Source organism: Nonomuraea marmarensis, assembly GCF_043197025.1.
In the GTDB taxonomy this organism is placed as follows: Bacteria; Actinomycetota; Actinomycetes; order Streptosporangiales; family Streptosporangiaceae; genus Nonomuraea; species Nonomuraea marmarensis.
Genome location: NZ_JBICRM010000040.1, coordinates 38,306 through 62,839, shown reverse-complemented (window position 1 = coordinate 62,839; position 24,534 = coordinate 38,306). Strand labels below are relative to the sequence as shown.

General features: G+C 72.0%; 23 protein-coding genes, 7 tRNA genes and 2 pseudogenes. 26 read left to right on the top strand and 6 right to left on the bottom strand.

All coding sequences use genetic code 11. The annotated features are described in order from the left end of the window. Window positions 1-12 precede the first annotated feature (12 nt). Window positions 13-159, bottom strand: a pseudogene (locus tag ACFLIM_RS42425) (helix-turn-helix domain-containing protein); the annotation flags it as partial. A 130-nt stretch (window positions 160-289) separates the two neighbouring features. Here ACFLIM_RS42425 and ACFLIM_RS42420 point away from each other — a divergent pair. The 4 genes and pseudogenes from ACFLIM_RS42420 to ACFLIM_RS42405 form a co-directional block, all read left to right on the top strand. Then, window positions 290-456 (top strand): annotated as a pseudogene (locus ACFLIM_RS42420) (VOC family protein); the annotation flags it as partial. Between the two features lie 124 nt (window positions 457-580). After that, window positions 581-937: a VOC family protein gene (locus tag ACFLIM_RS42415; RefSeq protein WP_393175045.1), complete on the top strand. Its 357-nt coding sequence runs from the start codon at window positions 581-583 to the stop codon at window positions 935-937. Then, on the top strand, window positions 934-1,386 hold the full coding sequence (locus ACFLIM_RS42410; RefSeq protein WP_393175042.1) for a pyridoxamine 5'-phosphate oxidase family protein: 453 nt from the start codon (window positions 934-936) through the stop codon (window positions 1,384-1,386). Before ACFLIM_RS42415 ends, ACFLIM_RS42410 begins: the two co-directional genes overlap by 4 nt. Before the next feature lie 144 nt (window positions 1,387-1,530). Beyond that, window positions 1,531-3,921: an ATP-binding cassette domain-containing protein gene (locus tag ACFLIM_RS42405; protein ID WP_393175040.1), complete on the top strand. Its 2,391-nt coding sequence runs from the start codon at window positions 1,531-1,533 to the stop codon at window positions 3,919-3,921. A gap of 278 nt (window positions 3,922-4,199) precedes the next feature. Here the strand turns inward: ACFLIM_RS42405 and ACFLIM_RS42400 are convergent, their stop codons facing one another. Next, the gene (locus ACFLIM_RS42400; RefSeq protein WP_393175038.1) at window positions 4,200-4,934 is read right to left on the bottom strand and encodes a MerR family transcriptional regulator; all 735 of its coding nucleotides are present in this window, start codon (window positions 4,932-4,934) and stop codon (window positions 4,200-4,202) included. A gap of 360 nt (window positions 4,935-5,294) precedes the next feature. On the opposite strand from ACFLIM_RS42400, the gene ACFLIM_RS42395 reads away from it, so the two are divergent. The 11 genes from ACFLIM_RS42395 (at window position 5,295) to ACFLIM_RS42345 (ending at window position 10,544) form a co-directional block, all read left to right on the top strand. Then, a tRNA-Ala gene (locus ACFLIM_RS42395) sits at window positions 5,295-5,365 on the top strand. 1 nt (window position 5,366) lies between these two features. Then, window positions 5,367-5,438, top strand: a tRNA-Gly gene (locus tag ACFLIM_RS42390). Window positions 5,439-5,443: 5 nt separating this feature from the next. After that, window positions 5,444-5,516, top strand: a tRNA-Leu gene (locus ACFLIM_RS42385). A gap of 10 nt (window positions 5,517-5,526) precedes the next feature. Beyond that, window positions 5,527-5,599 (top strand) — tRNA-Glu (locus ACFLIM_RS42380). A 16-nt stretch (window positions 5,600-5,615) separates the two neighbouring features. Further along, a tRNA-Arg gene (locus tag ACFLIM_RS42375) sits at window positions 5,616-5,691 on the top strand. Between the two features lie 14 nt (window positions 5,692-5,705). Beyond that, window positions 5,706-5,787, top strand: a tRNA-Tyr gene (locus ACFLIM_RS42370). A gap of 38 nt (window positions 5,788-5,825) precedes the next feature. Further along, a tRNA-Cys gene (locus ACFLIM_RS42365) sits at window positions 5,826-5,896 on the top strand. Between the two features lie 271 nt (window positions 5,897-6,167). Beyond that, a complete protein-coding gene (locus tag ACFLIM_RS42360) occupies window positions 6,168-6,986 on the top strand; it encodes a nitroreductase/quinone reductase family protein (protein ID WP_393175035.1) in 819 nt (272 codons plus the stop codon). 38 nt (window positions 6,987-7,024) lie between these two features. Continuing rightward, window positions 7,025-9,094: an NAD-dependent DNA ligase LigA gene (gene ligA / locus ACFLIM_RS42355; RefSeq protein ID WP_393175032.1), complete on the top strand. Its 2,070-nt coding sequence runs from the start codon at window positions 7,025-7,027 to the stop codon at window positions 9,092-9,094. 28 nt (window positions 9,095-9,122) lie between these two features. Continuing rightward, window positions 9,123-9,956 carry a helix-turn-helix domain-containing protein gene (locus tag ACFLIM_RS42350; protein WP_393175030.1) on the top strand — a complete coding sequence of 278 codons (834 nt, stop codon included), beginning with the start codon at window positions 9,123-9,125 and terminating at the stop codon, window positions 9,954-9,956. A gap of 60 nt (window positions 9,957-10,016) precedes the next feature. Further along, window positions 10,017-10,544 carry a GNAT family N-acetyltransferase gene (locus ACFLIM_RS42345; RefSeq protein ID WP_393175027.1) on the top strand — a complete coding sequence of 176 codons (528 nt, stop codon included), beginning with the start codon at window positions 10,017-10,019 and terminating at the stop codon, window positions 10,542-10,544. Between the two features lie 43 nt (window positions 10,545-10,587). Here ACFLIM_RS42345 and ACFLIM_RS42340 read toward each other — a convergent pair whose 3' ends face one another. Continuing rightward, complete coding sequence (locus ACFLIM_RS42340) at window positions 10,588-11,469, bottom strand: MurR/RpiR family transcriptional regulator (protein ID WP_393175025.1); 882 nt, start codon at window positions 11,467-11,469, stop codon at window positions 10,588-10,590. 65 nt (window positions 11,470-11,534) lie between these two features. On the opposite strand from ACFLIM_RS42340, the gene thrC reads away from it, so the two are divergent. The 9 genes from thrC to ACFLIM_RS42295 all read left to right on the top strand — a co-directional run bounded on the left by thrC (window position 11,535) and on the right by ACFLIM_RS42295 (window position 18,504). Beyond that, the gene (thrC, locus tag ACFLIM_RS42335; protein WP_393175023.1) at window positions 11,535-12,599 is read left to right on the top strand and encodes a threonine synthase; all 1,065 of its coding nucleotides are present in this window, start codon (window positions 11,535-11,537) and stop codon (window positions 12,597-12,599) included. Window positions 12,600-12,711: 112 nt separating this feature from the next. Further along, a complete protein-coding gene (locus ACFLIM_RS42330; protein WP_393175020.1) occupies window positions 12,712-13,320 on the top strand; it encodes a biotin transporter BioY in 609 nt (202 codons plus the stop codon). 4 nt (window positions 13,321-13,324) lie between these two features. Further along, complete coding sequence (locus ACFLIM_RS42325; RefSeq protein ID WP_393175018.1) at window positions 13,325-14,671, top strand: class I adenylate-forming enzyme family protein; 1,347 nt, start codon at window positions 13,325-13,327, stop codon at window positions 14,669-14,671. A 1-nt stretch (window position 14,672) separates the two neighbouring features. Continuing rightward, on the top strand, window positions 14,673-15,809 hold the full coding sequence (locus tag ACFLIM_RS42320; protein WP_393175015.1) for a thiolase family protein: 1,137 nt from the start codon (window positions 14,673-14,675) through the stop codon (window positions 15,807-15,809). Window position 15,810: 1 nt separating this feature from the next. Continuing rightward, window positions 15,811-16,485 carry an energy-coupling factor ABC transporter ATP-binding protein gene (locus ACFLIM_RS42315; protein WP_393175012.1) on the top strand — a complete coding sequence of 225 codons (675 nt, stop codon included), beginning with the start codon at window positions 15,811-15,813 and terminating at the stop codon, window positions 16,483-16,485. Next, window positions 16,482-17,087 (top strand): energy-coupling factor transporter transmembrane component T family protein, encoded by a 606-nt coding sequence (locus ACFLIM_RS42310; protein WP_393175010.1) that lies wholly within the window; start codon window positions 16,482-16,484, stop codon window positions 17,085-17,087. The genes ACFLIM_RS42315 and ACFLIM_RS42310 overlap by 4 nt, the downstream gene beginning before the upstream one ends. Window positions 17,088-17,138: 51 nt before the next feature. Continuing rightward, window positions 17,139-17,489 (top strand): ArsR/SmtB family transcription factor, encoded by a 351-nt coding sequence (locus ACFLIM_RS42305; RefSeq protein WP_393175007.1) that lies wholly within the window; start codon window positions 17,139-17,141, stop codon window positions 17,487-17,489. Further along, entirely contained in the window at window positions 17,489-18,109 is a 621-nt protein-coding gene (locus ACFLIM_RS42300; RefSeq protein ID WP_393175004.1) for an SRPBCC family protein, read from the top strand. The genes ACFLIM_RS42305 and ACFLIM_RS42300 overlap by 1 nt, the downstream gene beginning before the upstream one ends. Beyond that, window positions 18,106-18,504: a VOC family protein gene (locus ACFLIM_RS42295; RefSeq protein WP_393175002.1), complete on the top strand. Its 399-nt coding sequence runs from the start codon at window positions 18,106-18,108 to the stop codon at window positions 18,502-18,504. The genes ACFLIM_RS42300 and ACFLIM_RS42295 overlap by 4 nt, the downstream gene beginning before the upstream one ends. Before the next feature lie 108 nt (window positions 18,505-18,612). Here ACFLIM_RS42295 and ACFLIM_RS42285 read toward each other — a convergent pair whose 3' ends face one another. Beyond that, window positions 18,613-19,239 (bottom strand): TetR/AcrR family transcriptional regulator, encoded by a 627-nt coding sequence (locus ACFLIM_RS42285; protein WP_393175000.1) that lies wholly within the window; start codon window positions 19,237-19,239, stop codon window positions 18,613-18,615. Between the two features lie 74 nt (window positions 19,240-19,313). Between ACFLIM_RS42285 and ACFLIM_RS42280 the strand changes: the two genes are divergently transcribed. Both ACFLIM_RS42280 and ACFLIM_RS42275 read left to right on the top strand, forming a co-directional pair. Beyond that, window positions 19,314-19,979 (top strand): carboxymuconolactone decarboxylase family protein, encoded by a 666-nt coding sequence (locus tag ACFLIM_RS42280; protein ID WP_393174998.1) that lies wholly within the window; start codon window positions 19,314-19,316, stop codon window positions 19,977-19,979. Between the two features lie 75 nt (window positions 19,980-20,054). Then, window positions 20,055-20,693, top strand: coding sequence for an NAD(P)-dependent oxidoreductase (locus ACFLIM_RS42275; protein ID WP_393174996.1), 639 nt, complete (start codon window positions 20,055-20,057; stop codon window positions 20,691-20,693). Here ACFLIM_RS42275 and ACFLIM_RS42270 read toward each other — a convergent pair. After that, a complete protein-coding gene (locus tag ACFLIM_RS42270) occupies window positions 20,669-21,796 on the bottom strand; it encodes an SWIM zinc finger family protein (RefSeq protein WP_393174992.1) in 1,128 nt (375 codons plus the stop codon). The genes ACFLIM_RS42275 and ACFLIM_RS42270 overlap by 25 nt on opposite strands. Continuing rightward, on the bottom strand, window positions 21,793-24,501 hold the full coding sequence (locus ACFLIM_RS42265; protein ID WP_393174989.1) for a DEAD/DEAH box helicase: 2,709 nt from the start codon (window positions 24,499-24,501) through the stop codon (window positions 21,793-21,795). Before ACFLIM_RS42265 ends, ACFLIM_RS42270 begins: the two co-directional genes overlap by 4 nt. Window positions 24,502-24,534 lie beyond the last annotated feature (33 nt).

Here is a 24,534-nt window from a genome sequence, read left to right as displayed (position 1 = left end):
CAGGGGGCAGAGTTACGGACCGGCTGTGGTGGTGGTGAGGTGGCGGTAGATGGTGGGGCGGGTGACGCCGAATTCGGCGGCGATCTGGGCGACGGTGTAGCGGCGTTTGCCGTCGGTGTCGACCTCTTCGTACATCTCCCGCACGATCTTGGCTTGGCGGGGCGTGAGCTTCGGTCTCTGGCCTGTACCGTGCCACGGCGGGGATGCCGTCGTGCCGGGCGAAGCAGGTGACCAGACCGATCAGGATTCGAGAAGCGCCGGTCAGCGAGCCGCAACTAGCGTGACCGTTATGGACATCACGATTCGCGCGAGCTTCCTCCCGCACGACGACCCGGACGCCTCCCTGGCCTTCTATCGCGACACCCTCGGCTTCGAGGTCGGCAACGACGTCGGATAGGCGGGATGCGCTGGATCACGGCCGGCCCCGCCGACCAGCCCGGCACATTGCTCGTCCTTGGCTATGACCGACCAGAACTCGACCTTCGCCGTGCCGTGCCGGCTGTCGATTTCGCGCCTCGCCGTTCTTCTTGACACGACCGTACACACTGGGTCGATGTGACCCACGACTTCAGGAGTGACCATGACCGGATCTTCCACCCAGGGGATCAAGACCGTGCTGCATCCCGTGTCCGACTTGGCGACGGCCAAGGCGGTGTACGCCGCCCTGCTCGGCGTACCGCCGCAGACCGACGGGTCCTACTACGTCGGCTTTGAGGCCGAGGGCCAGCACATCGGGCTGGTGCCGGGCGGTGGAGCGCAGGGCATGACCGCACCGGTGGCCTACTGGCACGTGCCGGACATCGAGGCGAAGCTGGCCGAGGTGACCGCCGCGGGTGCCACCGTGAAGGAGCCCGCGCACGACGTCGGTGGCGGCCGCCTGGTGGCCACCGTCACCGACCCCGATGGCAATGTCCTCGGGCTGCTTCAAGACCGATGAGTGCCGACCCCCGCTCCCGCGCTCAGCGTCGTCGCGACACCGAGCATCGGCTCACCCACGACATCGATGGCTGGGTGGCCAGTGCCTCGGCGGACGGTGCGCCGTATCTGGTGCCGCTGTCCTTCGACTGGGACGGCGAGGTACTGCTGGTGGCCACGCCGACGGACAGCCCGACCGGCAGGAACCTGGCCGCCACCCGAACCGTTCGGCTGGGGCTGGGCCACACCCGAGACGTGTCCATGATCGAGGGCGAAGTCGAGGTCCTCGAGATCGACGCGCTGCCGCAGCAGCGGGGTGACCGGTTCGCCGCGCGCACCGGCTTCGACCCGCGTGCGCTGGCCACGCCGTACCGCTGGTTCCGCATCTCCCCGCGCCGCATCCAGGCTTGGCGTGAGGTGAACGAGCTGCCCGACCGCGAGCTGATGCGCGACGGCCGCTGGTTGGTCTGACGCCTCGGCCGACACCGCCGATCAGGTAAACAGGAGACCGCAACAACGAAGGATAACCAGACGTACTGCTCGAAGCTGGTCAGATCGAGCCAGGCGACGCCGACGGAGACCGCGAAGGCGGTCTGCCCAACAGATGGAGACACGATGAGCATGGCCACGAGGACGGACACGCAGTCGCCTGCGCTGCACGTTGCCGACAGCCACGATCTGATCCGCGTGCACGGCGCGCGCGAGAACAACCTCAAGGACGTCAGCGTCGAGATCCCGAAGCGCCGGCTGACGGTGTTCACCGGCGTCTCCGGCTCGGGCAAGAGCTCGCTGGTGTTCAGCACGATCGCCGCGGAGTCGCAGCGGCTGATCAACGAGACCTACAGCGCCTTCGTGCAGGGCTTCATGCCGACGCTGGCGCGGCCCGAGGTCGACGTACTCGAAGGGCTGACGACCGCGATCATCGTCGACCAGCAGCGGATGGGTGCCGACCCCCGCTCCACGGTCGGCACCGCCACCGACGCCAACGCGATGTTGCGCATCCTCTTCAGCCGACTCGGGCAGCCGCACATCGGCCCGCCCAGCGCGTTCGCCTTCAACGTCCCCTCAGTCCGGGCGAGCGGTGCGATCACGGTCGAACGCGGTGACAGCAAAACCGTGAGACAGACCTTCACCCGCACCGGCGGCATGTGTACGCGCTGCGAAGGCCGGGGCACGGTCTCCGATATCGACCTCACCCAGCTCTACGACGACTCCAAATCGCTCGCCGAGGGCGCGTTCACCATCCCCGGCTGGAAGTCCGACAACTTCTGGACGGTGCGGGTCTACGCCGAGTCGGGCTTCCTCGACCCGGACAAGCCGATCCGCGACTTCACCAAGAAGGAGATGCACGACTTCCTCTACCGGGAGCCGACCAAGGTGAAGGTCGAGGGCGTGAACCTCACCTACGAGGGGCTGATCCCCAAGATCCAGAAGTCGTTCCTGTCCAAGGACAAGGAGGCGATGCAGCCGCACATCCGGGCCTTCGTGGAGCGGGCGGTCACCTTCACCGCCTGTCCCGAGTGCGGCGGCACCCGGCTGAGCGAGGCGGCCCGGTCGTCACGGATCGGCGGGATCAACATCGCCGATGCGTGCGCGATGCAGATCAGCGACCTGGCCGAATGGGTCCGTGGACTCGACGAGCCGTCGGTGGCGCCGTTGCTCGCCAAGCTGCTGCACACCCTCGACTCGTTCGTGGAGATCGGGCTGGGCTACCTCTCGCTCGAACGGCCGGCGGGCACGCTGTCGGGCGGCGAGGCACAGCGCGTCAAGATGATCCGCCACCTCGGCTCCTCGCTCACCGACACCACCTACGTCTTCGACGAGCCCACCATCGGCCTGCACCCCCATGACATCCAGCGGATGAACGACCTGCTGCTGCGGCTGCGGGACAAGGGCAACACGGTGCTCGTCGTGGAGCACAAGCCGGAGACGATCGCGATCGCCGACCACGTCGTCGACCTCGGCCCCGGCGCCGGTACGGCGGGCGGCACCGTCTGCTTCGAGGGCACCGTCGAGGGGCTGCGGGCCGGCGGCACCATCACCGGCCGCCATTTCGACGACCGGGCCGCCCTCAAGGAGACGGTGCGAAAGTCCACCGGCACGCTGGAGATCCGCGGCGCGACGGCGAACAACCTGCGCGACGTCGACGTCGACGTCCCGCTCGGGGTGCTCGCCGTCGTCACCGGTGTCGCCGGCTCCGGCAAGAGCTCGCTCGTGCACGGGTCGATCCCCTCCGGCGCGGGTGTGGTGTCGATCGATCAGGGCGCGATCCGCGGCTCGCGACGGAGCAACCCGGCGACGTACACCGGACTGCTCGACCCGATCCGCAAGGCGTTCGCGAAGGCCAACGGCGTGAAGCCGGCGCTGTTCAGCGCCAACTCCGAGGGCGCCTGCCCCAACTGCAACGGCGCCGGCGTCATCTACACCGACCTGGCGATCATGGCTGGCGTCGCCACCATCTGCGAGGAGTGCGAGGGCAAGCGGTTCCAGGCATCGGTGCTGGACCACCACCTCGGCGGCCGCGACATCAGCGAGGTGCTCGCGATGTCGGTGACCGAGGCCGAGGAGTTCTTCGGCGCCGGCCAGGCGCGCACGCCGGCCGCGCACGCCATCCTCAACCGGCTCGCCGACGTCGGGCTCGGCTACCTCAGCCTCGGCCAGCCGCTCACCACGCTGTCCGGCGGCGAGCGGCAGCGGCTCAAGCTGGCCACCCGCATGGCCGAGAAGGGCGGCGTCTACGTCCTCGACGAGCCGACCACCGGCCTCCACCTCGCCGACGTCGAGCAGCTGCTCGGCCTGCTCGACCGGCTCGTCGACTCCGGCAAGTCGGTCATCGTCATCGAGCACCACCAGGCGGTCATGGCACACGCCGACTGGATCATCGACCTCGGCCCCGGCGCCGGCCACGACGGCGGCCGGATCGTCTTCGAGGGCACACCCGCCGACCTCGTCGCCGCCCGCTCCACCCTCACCGGCGAGCACCTCGCGGCCTACATAGGCACCTGACCGAGGCGCTCGCGGACATCGTGAGACGAGTTCTCTCATCTGATCCGAAATCCGAGAGTCTTGAGGCAGGCGGCGGCGAACCCGGCCCGATTCTCACCCTGGAAGGGCCAGGCCAGGCCCCGAGGTGCTTCAGCGCGTTTGCGGGCCCCCAGCCCGCGCGTCGCCAGGAGGTGATCGACCGGATGGTCAGAATCTGACTCGTCCGGTTTCGAGGTTCATCGTGACACTCCAGGTGCGTACGTCGTTCTGGTGATGCGAACACTGTACGCAGACAGGATCTATGTGCGCAACTTCCGGATCGCCTGGCGTACGACCTCGGCCTGGGCGGGGGCGAGCCCGTCGAGGAACGGTTCGACCACCGCCGGGTCCCACTCCGGCGGGAGATCGACCCTCAGGTGCTCCAGGCTGTATCCGGCGAGCATCTCGGCCAGCGGCGCCACCCTCGGGTCGTCCGGCTCGGCCCCGGCCAGCTCGTCGAGCCTGCGGTAGAAGTCGTGGCCCCGGGCCGCCGTCTCGGGATCGGCGGCCGGCGACCCGAGCAGCGCGGACGTGCCGTCCCTCGTGATGGTGTCCATCAGCACCAGCAGGTCGCGATCCCAGGCCGCCGCCTTCGACGCGGGGACGTGCACCACCCGCAGGAAGGCCACCAGGTCGGGTGAGGCGGTGTCGTCCGGGCCCAGCGTCCCGTCCTCGGCCCGATCGAGCACCTCGGCCAGCCGCGACCGCCTGACCTGGATCTCCCGCTCCTGCCTGGCCAGGTCCGCGTCGATCTCCGCGAGGATCTCGGGCAGCTCCCTGGACCGGTCGTCCGCGATGATGTCACGCGCCTCGTCCAGGCTCAGGCCCAGCTCGACCAGGCGGCGGACGCGGGCCAGGGCGATGGCGTCGCGCATGCCGTACTCGCGGTAGCCGTTGGCCAGGCGGGGCGGCTCCGGCAGGACGCCCTGGTGGTGGCAGTAGCGCACCGTCCGGGTGGACACTCCGAGCAGCGCGGCGAGCTCTCCGATCCGCATGCCCCCAGTTAAGACGTTGACGCCGCGTCAACGTCAAACCGGGTGCAACCAAAGAGCCGGTTCGCGCGTCCGAATAAATGGGTGGCATTCGCCGAATGCCCCCGGCTACCGTTGGACCCATCGGGCGGGAAGAACCGCCCCCGCAAATGCCAGGGAAAGGCCAGTCATGCGATTCGCAGCCGCCGCGCTCGAGCCGGAACGGCGCCTCTATCGCCGCTCCGCGGCGCTCGGCTGCGCCCTCATCAGGCAGGCTTCGGGATAATCCTCGCGAAGGACCATCCGGAGGCCGCCAGGTACGCACCAGGCGGCCTTTCTCTTTGTCCTGCCCGGATACTGAAAACTGCACAGCGGAAACACCAAGGGCTGATGGTGAAAAGGCATCACACCTGCCTTGCAAGCAGGAGTTCAGGTTTCGAGATCCTGTCGGTCCACGCCGCAGAGGCCGAACTGGTAAGGCAGCTGGCTTCCACCCAGCAGGACGGGGTTCGAGTCCCCGCTGCGGCTCTGAGGCGTCCGTGGCCCAATGGCAGAGGCACCGGTCTAAGGAGCCGGACGGTGCGGGTTCGAATCCCGCCGGACGTACGAAAGGCAAGCCCCGTTGGTCTAGCGGTCAGGACGCCCGGCTTTCAACCGGGAAATCGCCGGTTCGAGTCCGGTACGGGGTACGACCGCCATTTTCCAGGCCCTATAGCTCAATGGGATAGAGCGCCGGTTTACGAAGCCGGGTCTGTTGCAGGTTCGAGTCCTGCTGGGGCTGCGTTTTTGCACATTGCGCGAGCTGGGCACCTTGGGGAGCCCACCCGGCTGTAAACCGGACGCTTCGGCTGTGGCGGTTCGACTCCGTCCTCGCGCACGAGCCGCCTCGACACATATGGGGGCCGGGGCGGCCTTGGCGCGGTTCGCCGGTTGCGGAGGTAGGCCTGCAAAGCTTGTCCGAGCGAGTTCGACTCTCGCCTGCGCCTCTGGTCCCGTACGGGCTTGACAGCTTTCGCGGGATATGTCTCTAATAGCGGTCGCGTCGCGTGTCGCCGCCCGGGAGGACGGGGGTGGCATGGAGGCGCCGAATTCAAGGGGATGACGCCGCCGTGTCTACACACTTCATCGGTCGTGCCTGAGCGCACAAGCCCCGCGCGTCGTCCCATGCCCTCGGCGGTGTTGTAAACCCGCGTGCGTCGGCATGCCGTGCGGGTTTCCCATGTCATCATCCAATCCCGCCTGGAGCGAAAACTCAGCATGCCCATCGACTTCAACCAGCAGATCATTGAGGAATTCCGCGCCAACAGGGGCCAGGTCGGCGGCCCCTTCGAAGGAGGCAGGCTGCTCCTTCTGACGACCGTCGGAGCGAAGACGGGCGCACGCCGTACGACGCCGCTCGGCTACCTGCCCGACGGCGACCGCATCCTGATCATCGCCTCGGCCGGCGGCGCGCCCGCGCACCCGGCCTGGTACCACAACCTGCTCGCCAACCCGCAGGTCACCGTCGAGGACGGCGTCTTCACCTTCCAGGCGAAGGCGGTCGTGCTGGAGGGCGAGGAACGCGAGCGCATGTTCGCCCGGGCCGTGGAGGCCGATCCCGGCTGGGGCGACTACGAGGCCAGGTCCGGCAGGACCCTGCCCGTGGTCGCGCTCATCCCGATCGACGCCGGGCCGTCCGCCGGCCCCATGGGCGATGTGCTCAGGACGCTGCACGACGCCTTCCGCAGGGAGCTGGCCCTGATCCGCGGGGAGGTCGCCGCCTCGGGGCCGCGCCTGGGCGCGCAGCTGCGCGTCAACTGCCTGACCCTGTGCCAGGGCCTGCACGTGCACCATTCGCGCGAGGACGGCTACATGTTCCCCGCGCTGGAGGACCGCTATCCGGAGCTCGCCCCGGTGATGGAACGGCTGCGCGCCGAGCACGTCGTCGTGCAGCGGCTCCTCGAACAACTCCAGGCCCTCCTGGCCGCCGACGACCTCTCGCCGGAGGCGCTCCTGAGCGAGGTGAACGAACTCACCCGGCGGCTCGAAGCCCACCTGGACTACGAGGAGGAGCAGCTCGTACCGCTGCTGAACTGATCCGCGGAACTGTCGGTCCCGCCCGCCATGATGAGGCCATGACCGACGCACCCCCTCTCACCGAGCTGGCCGACGCCACGGCCTACGCCGAGGCCGTCCAGCTGGCCGTCGACTCCGCCGCGGCCTACTACGCCGACGGCACCTCCACGCTCGACGACGACTCCTACGACCGGCTGGTGCGCGGCATCACCGCCTTCGAGGAGGCGCACCCCGAGCAGGTGCTGCTCACCTCGCCGACGGGCAAGGTGGCCGGCGGTGCCGTGGTGGGCGACGTGCCGCACATCGTGCCCATGCTGAGCCTGGACAACGTGTTCGGCGCCGAGCAGCTCGCGGACTGGGCGGCCTCGCTGGTGCGCAGGCTCGGCCGCCCGGTGACGGCGTGGAGTGTGGAGCCCAAGCTCGACGGGCTGGCGATCTCCGCCCGTTACCGGCACGGCCGCCTGGCCCAGCTGGTCACCCGGGGCGACGGCAGTGCGGGCGAGGACGTCTCGCATGCCATCGGCACCATCGTGGGCCTGCCAGAGCGGCTGGCCGATCCGGTCACGGTGGAGTTGCGGGGTGAGGTGATGATGACGGCGTCGCAGTTCGAGGAGGCGTGCGCCAAGCGGCGGGCGCACGACGGCACCACGTTCGCCAATCCGCGCAGCGCGGCGGCGGGCACGTTGCGGGCGCAGGATCGGCCTTACACCTGCGAGTTGACGTTCTTCGGCTACGGCGTGCTGCCGCCGCCCGGCGACGATTCCGAGCTGGCGGTGCGGCTTCGAGAGTCGCCGCACAGCGACATCATGGGGTGGGTGGCCGGGCAGGGGGTGGGGACCACGGCGGTCACCGCCGTGCCCGGCATCGTAGCCGCCACGCTGGAGCAGGTGCGGCAGCGGGTGGAGGAGATCGCGGCGGCGCGGCAGGAGCTGCCGTTCGGCATCGACGGCATCGTGATCAAGTGCGACCTGGCGGCCGACCAGGCCGAGGCGGGGTTCAGCTCGCGGGCGCCGCGCTGGGCGGTCGCCTATAAGCTGCCGGCCACGGAAAAGATCACCAAGCTGGTCGACGTGGTGTGGAACACCGGGCGCACCGGCGTCATCGCCCCGAGCGCCGTGCTGGAGCCCGTGGAGCTTGACGGCAGCATCGTCGTGGCCGCGACCCTGCACAACGTCGCCGACATCGCCCGCCGCGGGCTGATGCTGGGCGACAGCGTGGTCGTCTACAAGGCGGGCGACGTGATCCCGCGGGTCGAGGCGCCCGTCGTGCACCTGCGCACCGGGGAGGAGCGGCCGATCCCGATCCCGCAGGTCTGCCCGTCGTGCGGCGGCGCCATCGACACCTCCCAGGAGCGGTGGCGGTGCGTACGCGGCCGCGAATGCCGGGTGATCGCCTCCATCGGCTACGCGGTCGGCCGCGAGCAGCTCGACATCGAGGGCCTGGCGGAAAACCGCATCCTCCAGCTCCTCGACGCGGGCTTGATCGCGGACTTCGGAGACCTGTTCTTCCTGACCCGCGAGCAGGTGCTCGGCCTGGAGCGCATGGGCGAGACCAGCACCGCCAACCTGCTGGCCGCCATCGAGCGGGCCAAGAGCCAGCCGCTGAGCAGGGTGTTCTGCGCGCTGGGCGTACGCGGCACCGGCCGTTCGATGAGCCGCCGCATCGCCCGGCATTTCGCCACCATGGATGCCATCCGGGCAGCCGACGCGGAGGCGATGCAGGCGGTGGACGGGATCGGCGCGGAGAAGGCGCCGGTCGTGGTCGCCGAGCTGGTCGAGATCGGCCCGCTCATCGACAAGCTCATCAGGGCCGGGGTCAACATGACCGAGCCGGGCGTCACCCCGGCCGCCGGCGAGCCCGGCGAGCCCGTCGCGTCCGGGCTGCCGCTGACAGCGATGTCCGTCGTGGTCACCGGCGCGATGACGGGACCGCTGGAGTCGCTGTCGCGCAACGAGATGAACGAGCTGATCGAGCGCGCGGGCGGCCGGGCCTCCTCGAGCGTGTCGGCGAAGACGTCGATGCTGGTGGCGGGGGAGAAGGCGGGCTCCAAACGGGCCAAGGCGGAGAGTCTGGGGGTCCGGATCGTCAGCCCGGAGGAGTTCGCGGCCCAGGTGAGCGCGTTCCTGTGACAGCAGAGGCGAACGCACCGGCATCGCCGTGGAGACCTGGGCGTTACCCGCCGCCGACGTGCCATCCCGCCTCTCGCGGGCCGTCCTGACCACCGTGCACGAGGCCCTGTCGAACGTCGAGCGCCATGGCGGCGCCGGCACCGTGTCGATCGCGGTGACCGTCGGCGGCAACGGGCTGCGCCTGACGATCAGCGACAACGGCACGGGCCTGGCCGACAGGCAGGCGGGGCGGGGGATCGTGTCATCAGGCGCCTGTCATGCTGGACAGTCCCGGATGTGGGATATATTCCCGGATATGAGACAAGCCGAGGAGGTGGAGGCCCGGCTGGCGGAGCGGCTGGCGGAGCTGCGCGTCGAGCGGGGCTGGTCGTTGGACGAGCTGGCGAGCCGGGCCGGGATCAGCCGTTCGACGTTGTCGCGGCTGGAACGGGGGGAGATCAGCCCTACGGCCACGCTGCTGGGCAAGCTGTGCGCGGTCTATGAGCGGACGATGTCGCGGTTGCTGGCCGAGGTGGAGTCCGAGCCGCCGCAGGTCGTACGCGCGGGGGCGCAGGCGGTGTGGCGGGACGAGGCGTCGGGGTTCGTCCGCCGCTCGGTGTCGCCGCCGCATCCGGGCCTGCGGGGCGAGGTCGTGGAGGGCACCCTGCGGCCGGGGGCGGACATCTCCTACGACGAACCGCCGGTGCCCGGCCTTGAGCAGCACATCTGGGTGCTGGAGGGGGCGGTGGAGATCACCGCCAACGGCCACGTGGACACCGTCGAGGCGGGCGACTGCCTGCGCTTCCGGCTGTGGGGAGCCTCCCGCTTCCGCTGCCCCGGCCCCGATCCGGTGCGGTACGCACTCCTGATCGTCCTGCCCTGACCCCCGAGCGGTCGGCCTATCCAACCCGCCTGCCCCTGACCCGCCGAGCCGAGGAATCGAATGCACACCATCGACCGCCTGTCCGCCGAGGAATTCGACGCCAGCGTCAAGGACCTCGCGAACCTCCTGGTCGACGCCGTGGACAGCGGCGCGTCCGTGGGCTTCCTGACGCCGTTCGGCCATGAGGCGGCTGCCGCCTGGTGGCGGGCCCAGGCCCCGGCGGTGGCCGACGGCAGCCTCGTGGTCTGGACCTGCCGCGACGGCTCCGGCATCAACGCCACCGTCAGCCTGGCCCTGGCGCGCAAGCCCAACGCCCGCCACCGCGCCGAGATCGTCAAGCTCATGGTCCACCGCGACGCCCGCGGCCAGGGCCTGTCCCGCGCCCTGCTGGCCGCCGCCGAGCGGGGCGCGCTCGCGGCCGGGGCCGGCCTGCTGCTCCTGGACACCGAGACCGGCAGCACCGCCGAGCACGTCTACCTCACCGGTGGCTGGACCCGCTACGGCATCGTCCCCGACTACGCCGGATCCCCTGACGGCACCCTCCAGGACTGCAGCTTCTTCTACAAACACCTCACTGCGGCCGGCTGAGGCCAGGTGAGCGCTGTGAACCCCTCACAACGCTGCGAGCGGTTCACAACGTCTGGGTCAGGGCGTCGAGATCGGCCAGCCGCTGGGCCGGGACCAGGCGGGCGGCCGTGGCCACGAGCAGCAGCTCGGTGACGGCGATCTCGTGCGCGAGCGGCGCGATCGGCCCGGCCGCCTCGCGCGGCAACCTGATCAGGACCTCCGCCTGCGCGGCCAGCGGCGACTCCCAGGCGTCGGTGACGAGCACCAGCCGCGCGCCCCGGGCGCGGGCGGCGTGCACGAATCGAGCGGTGTCGGGGGAGTAGCGCCGGAAGTCGTAGGCCACGACCACGTCCGCAGCCCCCAGATCGAGTACGGTACGGGCGCGCGCCTGCGCGGAGTCGGGCACCCGCTGCGCACCCGGACGCAGGCTGGCCAGCTGCCGGATCAGATATTCGGCCGCCAGCTCGCTCAGCGGCCCGCCCAGCGCCCACACGGCCCCGGCCTCGGCGAGCAGCGCCGCCCCGGCCTCGAACAACGGCTCGGCGACGGCCGCGAGCGTCCCGTCCAGCCCCGAACGGAGATCCTCGGCCGCCCGCCGAAGCTCGGAAGCTCCGGCCCGGGAGGAGCCCCCAGAAGAGCCTGCCTCGGGGGAGGCGGCCGGAGAGCGCGGGCCAGGTGAGCGGGCGACGAACTCGTGCAGCCGCGACCGTTCCCGCGCCCCATCCCTGACCGCCGCCTGGAAATCCGCGAACCCGCCGAACCCCAGCCGATCGAACAACCGCGAAGCCGTAGGCGGGCTCACCCCCGCCCGCTCGGCCAGCGCGCGCAGCGACCCCAGGGCGGCGAACGGATAGTCGTCGAGCAGCACCCGCACGATCGCCCGCTCCCCGGGCGGCAACTCGGGATAGACGGCACTGAGCCGGGCCTCCACCGCATCGTTCTCCACAATGACAAACGTTACACCATTCCCCGTATACAGATTTACCCGAAACGAATGTTACGGTGCGAGACATGAATACCTGGCATGGTCTGATCGACAGCGACTACCGGCGCTGGCTGCCGGTCACCGCCGACACTCCCTCCATCTCCCTGAACGAGGGCAACACTCCGCTCCTGCGCTCGTCCCACCTGTCCGAGACCACCGGCTGCGACGTCTGGCTGAAGGTCGAGGGCGCCAACCCGACGGGCTCGTTCAAGGACCGCGGCATGACGGTGGCGATCAGCAGGGCGGCCGAAGCCGGCGCCGAGGCGGTCATCTGCGCCTCCACCGGCAACACCAGCGCCTCGGCCGCCGCCTACGCCGCCCGTGCCGGGGTGACGGCCGCCGTGCTCGTCCCCAAGGGCCGGATCGCGCTGGGCAAGCTGAGCCAGGCCGTACGGTACGGCGCCCGCATCGTCGAGATCGACGGCACCTTCGACGACTGCCTGCGCGTCGCCCGCGAACTGGCCGGCCATCACCCGATCGCCCTGGTCAACTCCGTCGGCAACGAGTTGCGCCTGGCCGGCCAGCGGACCGTCGCGTACGAGATCGTGGACGCCCTGGGCGAGGCGCCCGACGTGCACTGCCTGCCGGTTGGCAACGGCGGCAACATCACCGCCACCTGGGGCGGCTACCGCACGTACCAGAGCGCGGGCCTGTCCACCCGGCTGCCGCGGATGTGGGGCTTCCAGGCGGCGGGCGCGGCGCCGCTCGTACACGGCAGCCCTGTCGCCGAGCCCCGGACGGCGGCCACCGCGATCAGCGTCGGCAACCCCGCCACCTGGGACGGCGCCATCGCCGCGCGTGACGAGTCCGGCGGGCTGATCGCCGCGGTGAGCGACGAGCAGATCTTCGCGGCGTACCGGACGCTGGCCAGCCGCGACGGCGTCTTCGCCGAGCCCGCGTCGGCGGCCGGGGTCGCGGGCCTGCTCGACCGGCACGCGCGGGGCGCGCTGGAGCCGGGCCTGCGGATCGTGATCACGCTCAGCGGCAACGGCCTGAAGGACCTGGACGCCTCCCTGCGCGACGGCTACACCTCGACCGAGACCTCCTCGGCCACCGCCGACGTGGCCCGCGCCCTGCGTCTGGCCGCCTGAGTTCCCATGCGCGGCAGGGACGGCGGGTATCCATCGTTCGCAGATGATCGCGCGGAATGTTGTGGGATACCTCCATGCCTGAAGCGCGGCGTTCTGGTGTGGGATCGACCCCATGAAGAGTGACGGGAAGAGGCGCAGGTTCCCCACGGGAGACCTGGCGAGGGTGGCCGTGTTCGCCGCGCTGATCGCGGTGCTGGGCCTGGCTCCTTCGCTGAACGTGTTCGGCAACGTGGTCCCGATCACGCTGCAGACGCTTGGTGTGATGCTGGCGGGCGCGATCCTCGGCACGTGGCGGGGAGCGCTGGCCGTCGCGGTGCTGCTCGTGCTGGTCGCCGCGGGGCTGCCGCTGCTGGCCGGCGGGCGGGGCGGGCTGGCGGTGTTCGCGGGGCCGTCGGCGGGGTTCCTGATCGGCTGGATTCCCGGCGCGGCGGTGACCGGCTGGCTGGTCGAGCGCGCGGGCCGCGACCCGGGGATCGTCCGCCTGGTGGTGGCGTGCCTGGTGGGCGGCATCGGGGTGATCTACCTGTTCGGCATCCCCGTGCAGGCGGTGGTCACCCACGCGTCCCTGGGTACGACGGCGCTGCTCAGCCTCACCTTCCTGCCCGGCGACGTGATCAAGGTGGTGCTGGCGTCCATCGTGGTCAGGGGCACGCAGCGCGCCTACCCGGATGCGGTGCCCGCCGTGTACCAGGAGCGGTTGCGTACCGGCCGGGCGCGTTGACGAGATGCCGGTAGCGCAACATGTGATGCGGCACGCCGCCGAACGCCCTGCCCGGGTGGCGGCGCGCGGCCCGGAGGGCGAGCTGAGCTATGCCGAGCTCGCCGAGAAGATCAACGGAGCCGCCCGGCACCTGCTCGGTCTGGGCATCGGCCCCGGCGCGCTGGTCGCGGTGGGCGTGGCGGACCCGGTGGCGCTGCTCATCGCCGTGCTCGCGGCCGACCTGGCCGGGGCCACGCCGCTGGTGGGCGAGCACACCTGGGACCGCGCGCGGTGGGCTCAGGTGACGGACGCGGTGGACGTGCTCATCGACGAGCCGCTCCCGTATGTGGCGGGTCCCGCCGTGCGGTTCGAGCCGAGGCCGGACGACCGGGCGTGGGCGTGCTTCAGCTCCGGCAGCACCGGCAGGCCCCGTGCCGTGGTACGCACCCGCGCGTCGTGGACGGCCTCCTTCCCGCATCTCAGCGACCTGGCCGGGATCGGCCCCGACGACGTCGTGCTGGTCCCCGGCCCGCTGGTCTCCTCCCTGTACGCCTTCGCCGCCGTGCACACCCTGGCCACCGGCGCGACGGCCATCCTGCCCGGCCACCGGCCATGGAGGTCCCTCGTGGCCCAGGCCACCGTCGTGCATCTGGTCCCGCACCAGTTGCCCGACGTGCTCGAACATCCCGGAACGTTGCGCACGGCGGTCGTCGGCGGCGCGGCGCTGGGCCGGGACGCGCGGGCGGCTGCGGCGAGTGCCGGGGTGAACGTCGTGTCGTACTACGGGGCCACCGAATTGTCGTTCGTGGCCGTGGACGCCGACGGGGGCGGGCTGCGGCCGTTCCCCGGCGTCGAGATCGAGGTCAGAGCGGAGTCCGCGGGCGCGCTCGGCGAGGTGTGGGCGCGCTCGCCGTGGCTGGCCGGCGGCTACCTGGACGACGCGGCCGGACCGCTGCGCCGCGACGAGGCCGGTTGGGTGAGCGTGGGCGACGTGGCGGAGCCGTACCGGGTAGGAGAGGTGTTGCGGCTGCGCGGACGGGGCGGCGGCGCGATCCAGACCGGAGGCGCCACCGTCGTGCCCGAGGACGTCGAGGAGGTGCTCAGGAAGGTACCCGGCGTGGGGGACATCGTGGTGGTCGGCTCGCCGCACCCGCACCTGGGCTCGGTGGTCACGGCGATCATCGAGGGCGCCTCGCCGCCGCCGCGCTCGCTGCTGGAGGCGGTCGCCAGGAGCGGGCTGGACGCGGCGCAACGGCCGCGCCGCTGGTACGCGGTGCCGAGCCTGCCGCGCACCCAGGCGGGCAAACCGGCTCGTGCGCTGGTCGCGGCCCGGCTGGCGGGCGGCGACCCCGACATCCGCCGGCTGGCCTGACATGCGCCGCAGGGACGATCCCGTCATCGTGGCCACCCGCCGCACCCCCATCGGTACGGCCGGGCACGCGTTCAAGGAGCTGAGCGTCGATCGGCTGGCCGGACCCGTGATCGAGGCGGTCACCCGCGACGTCCCCGGGCGGCGGGTGGACGACGTGGTGCTGGGCAACTGCATGGGGCCCGGCGGCAACGTGGCCAGGGTGTCGGCGCTGGCCGCGGGGCTGGGGCAGGAGGTGCCGGGCCTGACGGTGGACCGGCAGTGCGGCAGCGGCCTGGCCGCGATCCTGGTGGCCGGGCAGGCGGTACGCGCGGGGGAGATGGACCTCGTGATCGCCGGAGGGGCGGAGAGCGCCTCGACCGCGCCGCTGCGTACCCGGCGGGGAGAGGCGCAGCCGTACGGCAGGGCGCCTTTCGCGCCGGACGGCCACCCCGACCCCGGCATGGGGCCCGCCGCCGAGGCGCTGGCGGCGGCGCGCGGCGTCAGCAGGGAACGCCAGGACGCCTACGCCTGCCGCAGCCACGCCGGGGCGCTGGCCGCCCGCGCCGCCGGCCGGTTCGACGAGGAGATCGTCGCGATCGGCGGGCGGGCCGAGGATCAGCGGCCGCGGCCGCTGCGGGCGGCGTCGCTGGCCCGGCTGCCTGCGGCGTTCGTGCCGGACGGTACAGTGACGGCCGGTAATTCCTCCCCGGTGAGCGACGGCGCGGCGGTCGTGGCCCTCGTGCCCGAACGGCTGCGCGCCGGCCTGCCGGGGATGCGGCTGGTGGCCGGGGCCGTCGTCGGGTGCGATCCGGCGCTGCCCGGGTGGGGACCGGTGCCCGCCGTGCGGCGGGTGCTGGCGCGTGCGGGGGTGGACATGGGGCGGGTCGCGGCCGTGGAGATCGTGGAGGCGTTCGCGGCGCAGGTGCTGGCCGTGACCGACGCCCTCGAGCTGGATCCGCTCGGCGCGGACGGGGAGCGGGTGTGCCCGGACGGCGGCGCGCTGGCACTCGGCCATCCGTGGGGCGCGACCGGCGCGGTCGTGGTGACCAGGCTGTTCAGCAGGCTCGTCGGCGCAGGCGCCCCGCCGGGAACGCTCGGCCTGGCGGCGGCCGCGGTCGGCGGCGGTCTCGGTGTGGCGGCCCTGTTCGAGGTGGTGTGAGGTGATCGAGTTCGCCGGCGTGCACGTGACGCTCGGGCAGCGGGAGGTGTTGCGCGGCATCACCGCCGCCCTGCCCGAGCGCCGTGTCGGCGTGGTGGGCGCCAACGGCTCGGGCAAGAGCACGCTGGCCCGCCTGGTCAACGGCCTGGCGCTGCCCACCTCGGGCAGCGTCACCGTGCTGGGCCTGGACACCCGCCGGCACGCCGCCAGGATCAGGCGCGGGGTCGGGTTCCTGTTCACCGACCCGGACGCGCAGATCGTGATGCCGACGGTGGCCGAGGACGTGGCCTTCTCCCTGCGCCGCAAGGGCCTGGCGCGCGAGGAGGTGGAGCGGCGCGTGCACGAGGTCCTGACCAGGTACGGACTGGGCGGCCACGCCGACCACCCCGCCCACCACCTGTCGGGAGGCCAGAAGCAGTTGCTCGCCCTGTGCTCGGTGATGGTGCTGGAGCCGGACATCCTGGTCATGGACGAGCCGACCACGCTGCTGGACCTGCGCCACTCCCGCCAGGTCGCCGGCCTGCTGCGCGACATGCCGCAGCAGGTGCTGGTGATCAGCCACGACCTGCCGCTGCTGGCGGACTTCGACCGGGTCCTGGTGCTCGACCAGGGCCGGATCGTCGCCGACGGCATCCCGGAGGAGGCCATCGGCCACTACCGGAAGATCATGTCGTGAACGGGCTCACCGGCGCCTACGTCCCCGGCGCCTCGCCGCTGCACCGGCTGCCCGCGGGCGCCAAGCTGGGCGGGCTGGCCGTGACGTGCACGGTGCTCGTGCTGCTGCGCTCACCGCTGGCGCTGGCCGGGGCGGCGGCCGTCGTGGCCGGACTGTACGCGATCTCGCGGGTGGGCGTGGCAGCGGCGTGGGCGCAGGTCAGGCCGGTGCGCTGGTTCGCTGTGGCGTTGTTCGGGATGCAGTGGGTGTTCGCGGACCTGGAAGGAGCGGTGTCCACGACGGCGCGGGTGGTGCTCGCCGTGGGGCTGGCCGGGCTGGTCACGCTCACCACCCGCACGTCGGCCATGATGGCGGCGCTGGAACGCTGCCTGTCGCCGGCCAGGTTCGTCGGCCTGGACCCGTTCCGGCTGTCGTTGTTGTTGTCGCTGACCGTGCGCAGCGTGCCCGTCGTGGCCGCGCTGGCCACCCGCGTCAGGGAGGCGCAGCGGGCCAGGGGCGTCGAACGCAGCCTGCGCGCCTTCGCCGTGCCGCTCGTGGTCAGCGCGCTCAGGCACGCCGACGCGCTGGGCGAGGCGCTCAGCGCCCGCGGCCTGGACGACTGACCCATTATCCCAGGCTTGACTTATATAAGTACTGCCTGAAATACTCGGGCCGTGCACGCATTCGACGTCCTCGGTGACCCGGTCCGGCGCCGGATCCTGGAGCTGCTGGCAGGTGGCGAGCAGAGCTCCGGCGAGGTCACCGCGGTCATCCAGGGCGAGTTCGGGATCTCCCAGCCGGCCGTCTCCCAGCACCTGCGGGTGTTGCGCGACAACGGGTTCGCCAGTGTACGAGCCCAGGGCACCCGGCGGCTCTACGCCGTCGACCCGGGCCCGCTGCAGGAGGTCGACCTCTGGCTGGACCGTTTTCGCGGCTTCTGGAATCAGCGGCTGGACGCGCTGGCCACGGAGCTGGCCCGCGGCAAACGCGAACGCCGCATGAACGACGACACGAAGGACACCTGATGGACATAGTCGACGAGATCACGCGGGCCCACCGCGAGCTGGCCGGCGACAAGCGCAAGGTCATGGTGCTGCGGCGCCACTACGACGCCGAGGTGGCGGACGTGTGGGGGGCCTGCACCGACGCCGAACGGCTGGGCCGCTGGTTCCTGCCGGTCACCGGCGACCTGCGGGTGGGGGGCACGTACCAGCTCGAAGGCAACGCGGGTGGCGAGATCCTGCAGTGCGAGCCGCCGGAGCTGCTCAAGGTCACCTGGCAGTACGGCGAGGACCCCGGCTTCTCCGAGGTCGAGGTGCGCCTGTCCGCCGACGGCGACGGCACCCTGTTCGAGCTGCGCCACACCGCCGAGGTGGATCCGGAGTTCTGGTCCCAGTACGGCCCCGGCGCGGTCGGCGTGGGCTGGGACCTGGCGCTGCTGGGCCTGGGCCTGCACCTGTCGGGCGGCACGCCGGTCGACGAGGCCACCTTCCACCAGACCGACGAGGGTAGGGGCTTCATCACCGCGAGCAGCCGGGCGTGGGGCGAGGCGCACCACGCCGCGGGCGGCCCGCCGGACGAGGTCGCCGCCGCCGTCGCCAACACCACCGCTTTCTACGCCCCCGAAGAGGAGTCCCCGAGATGACCCAGAAGATCAACACATTCCTCATGTTCCAGAACGGCGACGCCGAGGAGGCGATGACGTTCTACACCTCGCTGTTCGACGACGCGAAGGTGGTCCGCCTGACCCGCTACGGCCCGGGGGAGCAGGGCGCGGAGGGCAAGATCAAAAATGCCGCGTTCACGCTGGCGGGCCAGGAGTACATGTGCTTCGACAGCGACCCCCGGCACGCCTTCACGTTCACGCCGTCGATCTCGCTCTTTGTCGGGTGCGACACCGAGAAGGACCTCGACCGCCTGTACGCGGCCCTGTCCGAGGGCGGCCAGGAGCTGATGCCGCTGAGCTCGTACGGGTTCAGCACCAAGTTCGGCTGGGTCAACGACCGCTTCGGCGTCTCCTGGCAGCTCAACCTGCCCTGACCACCAGGCCAGCGGTCACAGCCAGCCGCGTGACTCGGCCACGCGGACGGCCTCGGCGCGGTTGCGGGCTCCCGTCTTGCCGATGGCCGCGGAGATGTCAGGGGTGCGTCAGCCCGCCGGCCGCACCGCCGCGGGCGCGATGCCGCCCAGCTTGATCAGAAACCGGTCGATCTGCTCCGCCAGCGGCGGCCAGGGGAGATCGGGCTGGTTGACCCGCAGCGACACGGCGCCGTGCACGGCCGACCGGAGATCGAGTGAGACCTCCTCGGCGTCGCCGCCGGTGGCGAGCCCGGCGTCCAGACAGCGCTGGACCGCCGCCGTGGTGCGCTCGGTCAGCTCCTGCTTGAACGCCATGGAGTTGCGCTGGTTGAGCGTGCTCTCGTGGAGCACTTTGTACAGGCCGGGATGCTTGCGCACCCAGTCGCCGAGGAAGTGCAGCCGGCCGCGCAGCCGCGCCACCGGGTCGGCGGAGGCGGACTCGGCCCGCTCGAGGGAGCGCACCAGGTCGCGGTGGCACTGCTCCAGGGCGGCGAGCACGAGCGCGTCCCGGTCGGCGAAGTGGATGTAGACGGAGGTGGCGGCGATGCCGACCTCGCGGGCGACCGCGCGCATCGACAGGGCCTGGTCGTCGGCGAGCTCGTCCAGCAGGTGCTGGGCGGCCGCGACGATGTCCGCGCGCAGCCGCTCGCCCTGCCCCCGGCGGTTGCGGCTGCGAGGGGTGGAGGTCGCGTTCATGGAGGCCATTGTATTGCGACAACCGTTGCACTACCGTCGTAGCGCTACAAGTGTTCAGTTAAGGAAGAAGGCCCATGAACGTCACCAAGACCCTCGACCCGGTGTTCGAGGAGATGAGCGCCGCCACCGACCGCACGGTGTGGGAGGGGATGCCGGAGCTGAGCGCGCGGGAGAAGGTCCTGCTGTGCGTGGTCGCCGACGTCTGCCAGCAGACTCTCGGGCTGCCGTTCGAGGCGCACGTGGCGATGGCGCGCGAGTGCGGCGTGTCCGCCGACGACCTGCGCGAGCTGCTGCGCTTCATCTCCTACGACAGCGGCTACCCGGCCGCGCTGTCGGCGATGGCCCGCCTGGCCGACCTCGAACCCGAGCCCGCGGGGCCCGGCCACGCGGTCAACGCCGACGGCGCGGACAGCCCGATCCCCGCGCCGACCCGGCAGGCCGTACGCAACCTCGACCCCGCCTTCGCCGGCTTCATGGACCTGCAGTCGCGCATGCGCGCGGGCATGGAGCGGCTGAGCGGGCGCGAGCGCGCGTTCGCGACGATGCTCGTCGACGTGCTCTACCAGACGCTGGAGGAGAGCTTCCAGGTGCACGTGGCGCGCGCCCTCCGAGCGGGCGCCACCCCTGAGGAGGTACGCGCCGTCGTGCGCTTCTCCGCCCAGTTCGGCATGACGAAGGCGTGGCGCGGCCTGCGGGCGCTCAACGCCCTGTTCACCGACACGGGAGCCGTCTTCGCCTGACCACCGGCCGCTCGGGCGGCGTGTCCCCGGAGTAGGTTAGTGAACACTCACCTACCCGGAAGGGAGCACGTCACCATGAAGATCGCGGTCTTCGGAGCGACCGGCGGCACCGGGCTCCAGCTCCTGCGCCAGGCACTCGACCTCGCCCACGAGGTCACCGCCGTGGTGCGCGACGCCTCCAGGCTGCCCGCCGACCTGCGCGGGCGCGTGGAGGTCGTCGAGGCCGACGTGATGGACCCCGATGCCGTCGCGCCGGCGGTCGAGGGCCGCGACGCCGTGCTGAGCGCGATGGGCTCGCGCGAAAGGGGCCCCACCACCGTGCACTCGGCCTCCATCGCCTCCATCACGCGGGCCATGGACCGGGTGGGCAGCCGGCGCCTGCTGATGGTGAGCGCCGGCGGCCTGGAGGCGGACGCGGGCGACGGCCCGTTCACACGGTACGTGCTCAAGCCCCTCATCGTGCAGCACCTGTTCCGCCACTCCTATGCGGACCTGGCCGAGGCTGAGCGGTTGTTGCGGGCCGGCGACCTGGACTGGACGATCGTGCGGCCCGCGCGGCTGACGGACGCCGGGCCCACCAACCGCTACCGCACGGCCAGGGACCTCAGCGTCCGGGGCGGCATGAGCACCACCCGCGCCGACCTGGCCGACTGCATGCTGGGGCTGATCGGCGACCGCACATCGGTGCGTCACGTCATCTCGGTGGCCTCGTAGCGGGCCAGGGCCGAGGGATCGCGTTCGGGCGGGCCGGCGGGCCACCAGCGGCCGTCGTGTTCGGTGAAGGGGTACCAGCGGCCGTCGCGGCCGTAGCGCAGTTGCAGGGGGCCGAGGGTCCAGCGGTTGCGCCAGGACTCGACGTGGGGCGGCTGTTCGTCCTCCCATCCGGCTTCGAGCAGCGCCTGCGCTCTGGCCAGGTCCTGCCGGGGCGGCGTCCATGCGGTTTCCAGGACGTCCAGGCCGCCGGCGCCGCCGTACCTCCAGGCCTGGACGGCGGCGCCGAGACCGAGGTCCAGGTCGTGGTCGGCGGCCAGCCGGACGCGGTCCTGGTATTCGGTCAGCTCCGGCAGCCGCCCGCGCAGCAGCAGCTCGCGCGCCCGCCAGGCGGCGGAGGCGGCCAGCACCCCCAGCGCGGTCACGTCCACGCCGGGGGCCGGTTCCAGGGCGGGCGGGGTGTAGGGGACGTCGTACGGCGGCGGCTCGGGCAGCGGTGGCACGCCCATCGCGAACGCCGCACCGGCCGGCACTCCGGACAGCACTGGAGCGGGGGTGTCGCGCTGCTGGAGGGCCTCGATCAGCTCGCGCTGTCCGCGCCCGCGCACCAGGAGCAGCACGAACGGGTCGGCGTCCAGCAGCCACGAGGTCTGGTAGCACAGGGCCGCGGCGTGCTGGCACGGGTGGCCCCAGTCGGGGCAGGAGCACTCAGGCTCCAGGTCGCCGACCGTGGGCAGCAGCGGCACGGCGGCGTCCGCGGCGGCCTCGACCAGGTCGTGCGGCATGTCGCGGTCCAGCAGCGCGGCGATGTGCCCGGCCTTGGCGGCGACCTGGTCCAGGAAACGTTCCCACGCGGCGTCGGTGAGCTGCTCGACGCGTACGACGGTGTCGTAGTCGCTCTCGGCGACGGCGGCGATGCGGCCCGGGCTGACGGTGATGGGGCCGACCTGCCCGGTCTTGGCGTACGCGCGGCCCTTGCGCAGCAGGACCTGGTCCAGCGAGGTGTCCTCCATGGCCTTGACCCAGGCGCGGCCCCACCAGGAGGTGGCGAAGCGGGCGCCGGCGCGTTGCGGGGGGAAGGCGGGGAATCCGCGGGCGGCGTTCATCTGAGCTCCACGAGAGCGGCGAGTTCGGCGTCGGTCAGCTCGGTGAGGGCGGCCTCGCCGGCGGCGAGCACGGCTTCGGCGAGCGAGCGCTTGGCGGCCAGCATCTCGGCGATGCGGTCCTCGATCGTGCCTTCGGTGATCAGGCGATGCACCTGGACCGGCCGCGTCTGGCCGATGCGGTAGGCGCGGTCGGTGGCCTGGTCCTCGACGGCGGGATTCCACCAGCGGTCGTAGTGGATGACGTGGTCGGCGCGGGTGAGGTTCAGGCCGGTGCCGGCGGCCTTGAGCGACAGCAGGAACACCGGCGCCTGCCCGTCCTGGAAACGGCCGACCATCTCCTCGCGGCGGGCGACCGGGGTGCCGCCGTGCAGCAGTTGGGCGGGCACGCCCCGGGAGGCCAGGTGGCGGTCCAGGAGGCGGGCCATGGCGACGTACTGGGTGAACACCAGCACCGCGCCGTCCTCGGCGACGATGGTGTCGACGAGCTCGTCGAGCAGCTCCAGCTTGCCCGAGCGGCCGGGCAGGCGCGGGGTGGCCTCGTGCAGGTACTGGGCGGGATGGTTGCAGATCTGCTTGAGCCCGGTCAGGAGCTTGACGATCAGGCCGCGCCTGGCCATGCCCTGGGCGTCGGCGATCTGGGCCATGATCTCGCGCACCACCGCCTCGTACAGTCCGGCCTGCTCGGTGGTGAGCGCGACGGGCCGGTCGGTCTCGGTCTTGGGCGGCAACTCGGGCGCGATCCCGGGGTCGCTCTTGCGGCGGCGCAGCAGGAACGGCCCCACCAGCCGCGACAGCCGTTCGGCCGCCTGGCTGTCGCCGGATTCGACGGGTTTGGCCCACCGCGCCCTGAACCTGCTCAGCGGGCCGAGCAGTCCCGGCGTGGTCCAGTCGAGGATGGCCCACAGTTCCGACAGGTTGTTCTCCACGGGGGTGCCGGTCAGGGCGACGCGGGCGGCGGCGGGGATCTCGCGCAACGCCTTGGCGGTGCCGGAGGCGGGGTTCTTGACGTGCTGGGCCTCGTCGGCCACCAGCAGGCCCCACGGGTGCCCGGCCAGCCGGGCCGCGTCCAGCCGCATGGTCCCGTACGTGGTCAGCACGAACCCCTCCTCGGCCAGGGTCCGGTTCGTGCCGTGGTAGCGGCGCACGGGCACGCCGGGCGCGAACCTGGTGATCTCGCGCTCCCAGTTGCCCAGCAGCGAGGCCGGGCACACCACCAGCGTCGGCCCCGTCCCTGCTCGATGCAGGTGGAGGGCGATCAGGGTGATCGTCTTGCCCAGGCCCATGTCGTCGGCCAGGCAGCCGCCGAGCCCGAGCGAGGTCATCCTGGCCAGCCAGCGCAGCCCGGCCAGCTGGTAGTCGCGCAGCGTGGCGGCCAGCGCCTCGGGCTGGGTGACGTCTTCGGGTTCGGTCAGGCGTTCGCGCAGGTCGCGCAGCCACGCGGTGGGCTCGGCCTGGACCTGCTCGCCTTCGACCTCGACGGTCCCGGTCAGGGCGGCGCCGAGGGCTTCGAGCCCGGTCAGGGGTTTGAGGTCGCGGTGGCGGGCCTTGCGGGCCAGGTCGGGGTCGATGAGCACCCATTGGTCGCGCAGCCGTACGACGGGGCGGTGGGCCTCGGCGAGCTGGTCCATCTCGGCGGCGGTCAGGCGCTCGCCGCCGAGGGCGAGCTGCCAGTCGAAGCTGGCCAGCTGGTGGCCGCCGAGGAACGTCGGCAGGTCATTGGGCGCGCCGTCGCGCTCGCCGATGACGGCGCGGACGCTGAGGCCGCGCACCAGAGAGCGGGGCCAGTGCACCTCCACGCCGGTGGCGGCCAGGCGCTCCGCGGCGCCGGCGAGCAGGTCTTCGACGTCGCCGTCGGTGAGGGCGAGCTCGTCGGGTACGGCGCTGTCGAGCAGCCGTTCCAGCCGGGGCCAGGTACGGGCGGCGCGGCGGATGGCCAGCGTCGCCTCGATCCTGGCCCGGGCGCCGAACCCGGGGTCGTGTCCCTGCCACAGGTCGGCGGCGTCGACGACTCGCGAGGGGTCGGCCAGGCTGTGGAGCTGGACGACGGCGCGGAACTCGGCGGCTTCGAGGTCGTCGGCCTCCAGCCGCAACGACAGCCGTACCCCGGAGTCCAGCCCGGCCGACACCTCCTCGGCCCACCGGCGCAGGTGCGGCACCTTGACCGGTTTGACGGCGGCGTAGGCGGTGGCGCCGGTGGCCCGCACGGCGCCGGGGGAGCGCGGCATGGCATCGGCCACGGCGTCCAGAAAGGCCCGGAGCAGCGGCTCGGCATCGGGCAGCAACGGTTCGTCCGCTTGCTCGAGTGGGATGGCGCGGGCCGATCCGGGCATGGCGTCGGCCAGTTCGCGGATGCGCTGCACGTCGGCGGCGTCCAGCGGGCCGGCGCGCCAGGAGTCGTGCTCGCCCGCCGACACCCCCGGTAGCACCCGCCCCCGGGTGACGAGCTGGAGGGCGACCAGCGCCGCCGCCCCCCAGAACCGCGCCGCCGGGTGGGCTTCAGGGTCGGTGCGCGCCCGGGCCAGGGCCGCCACCGCCTCGCTCACCGGGACGAGGGTGGCCGCCACCTCGCGCGTGCCCCCGTGTTCCGAGGCCACGGTCACGACGGCCGAGCCGCCGGGGTCGAGGAAGGCCATGCGCCCGGACCTGGGCGGGTCGCCGGGTTGGAAGAGTGCCGCGTGCCGTGCCAGATCCGTTGTGAGCCTCACGGCCGTACAGTGTACGGTACGCGGGGGGTGTGG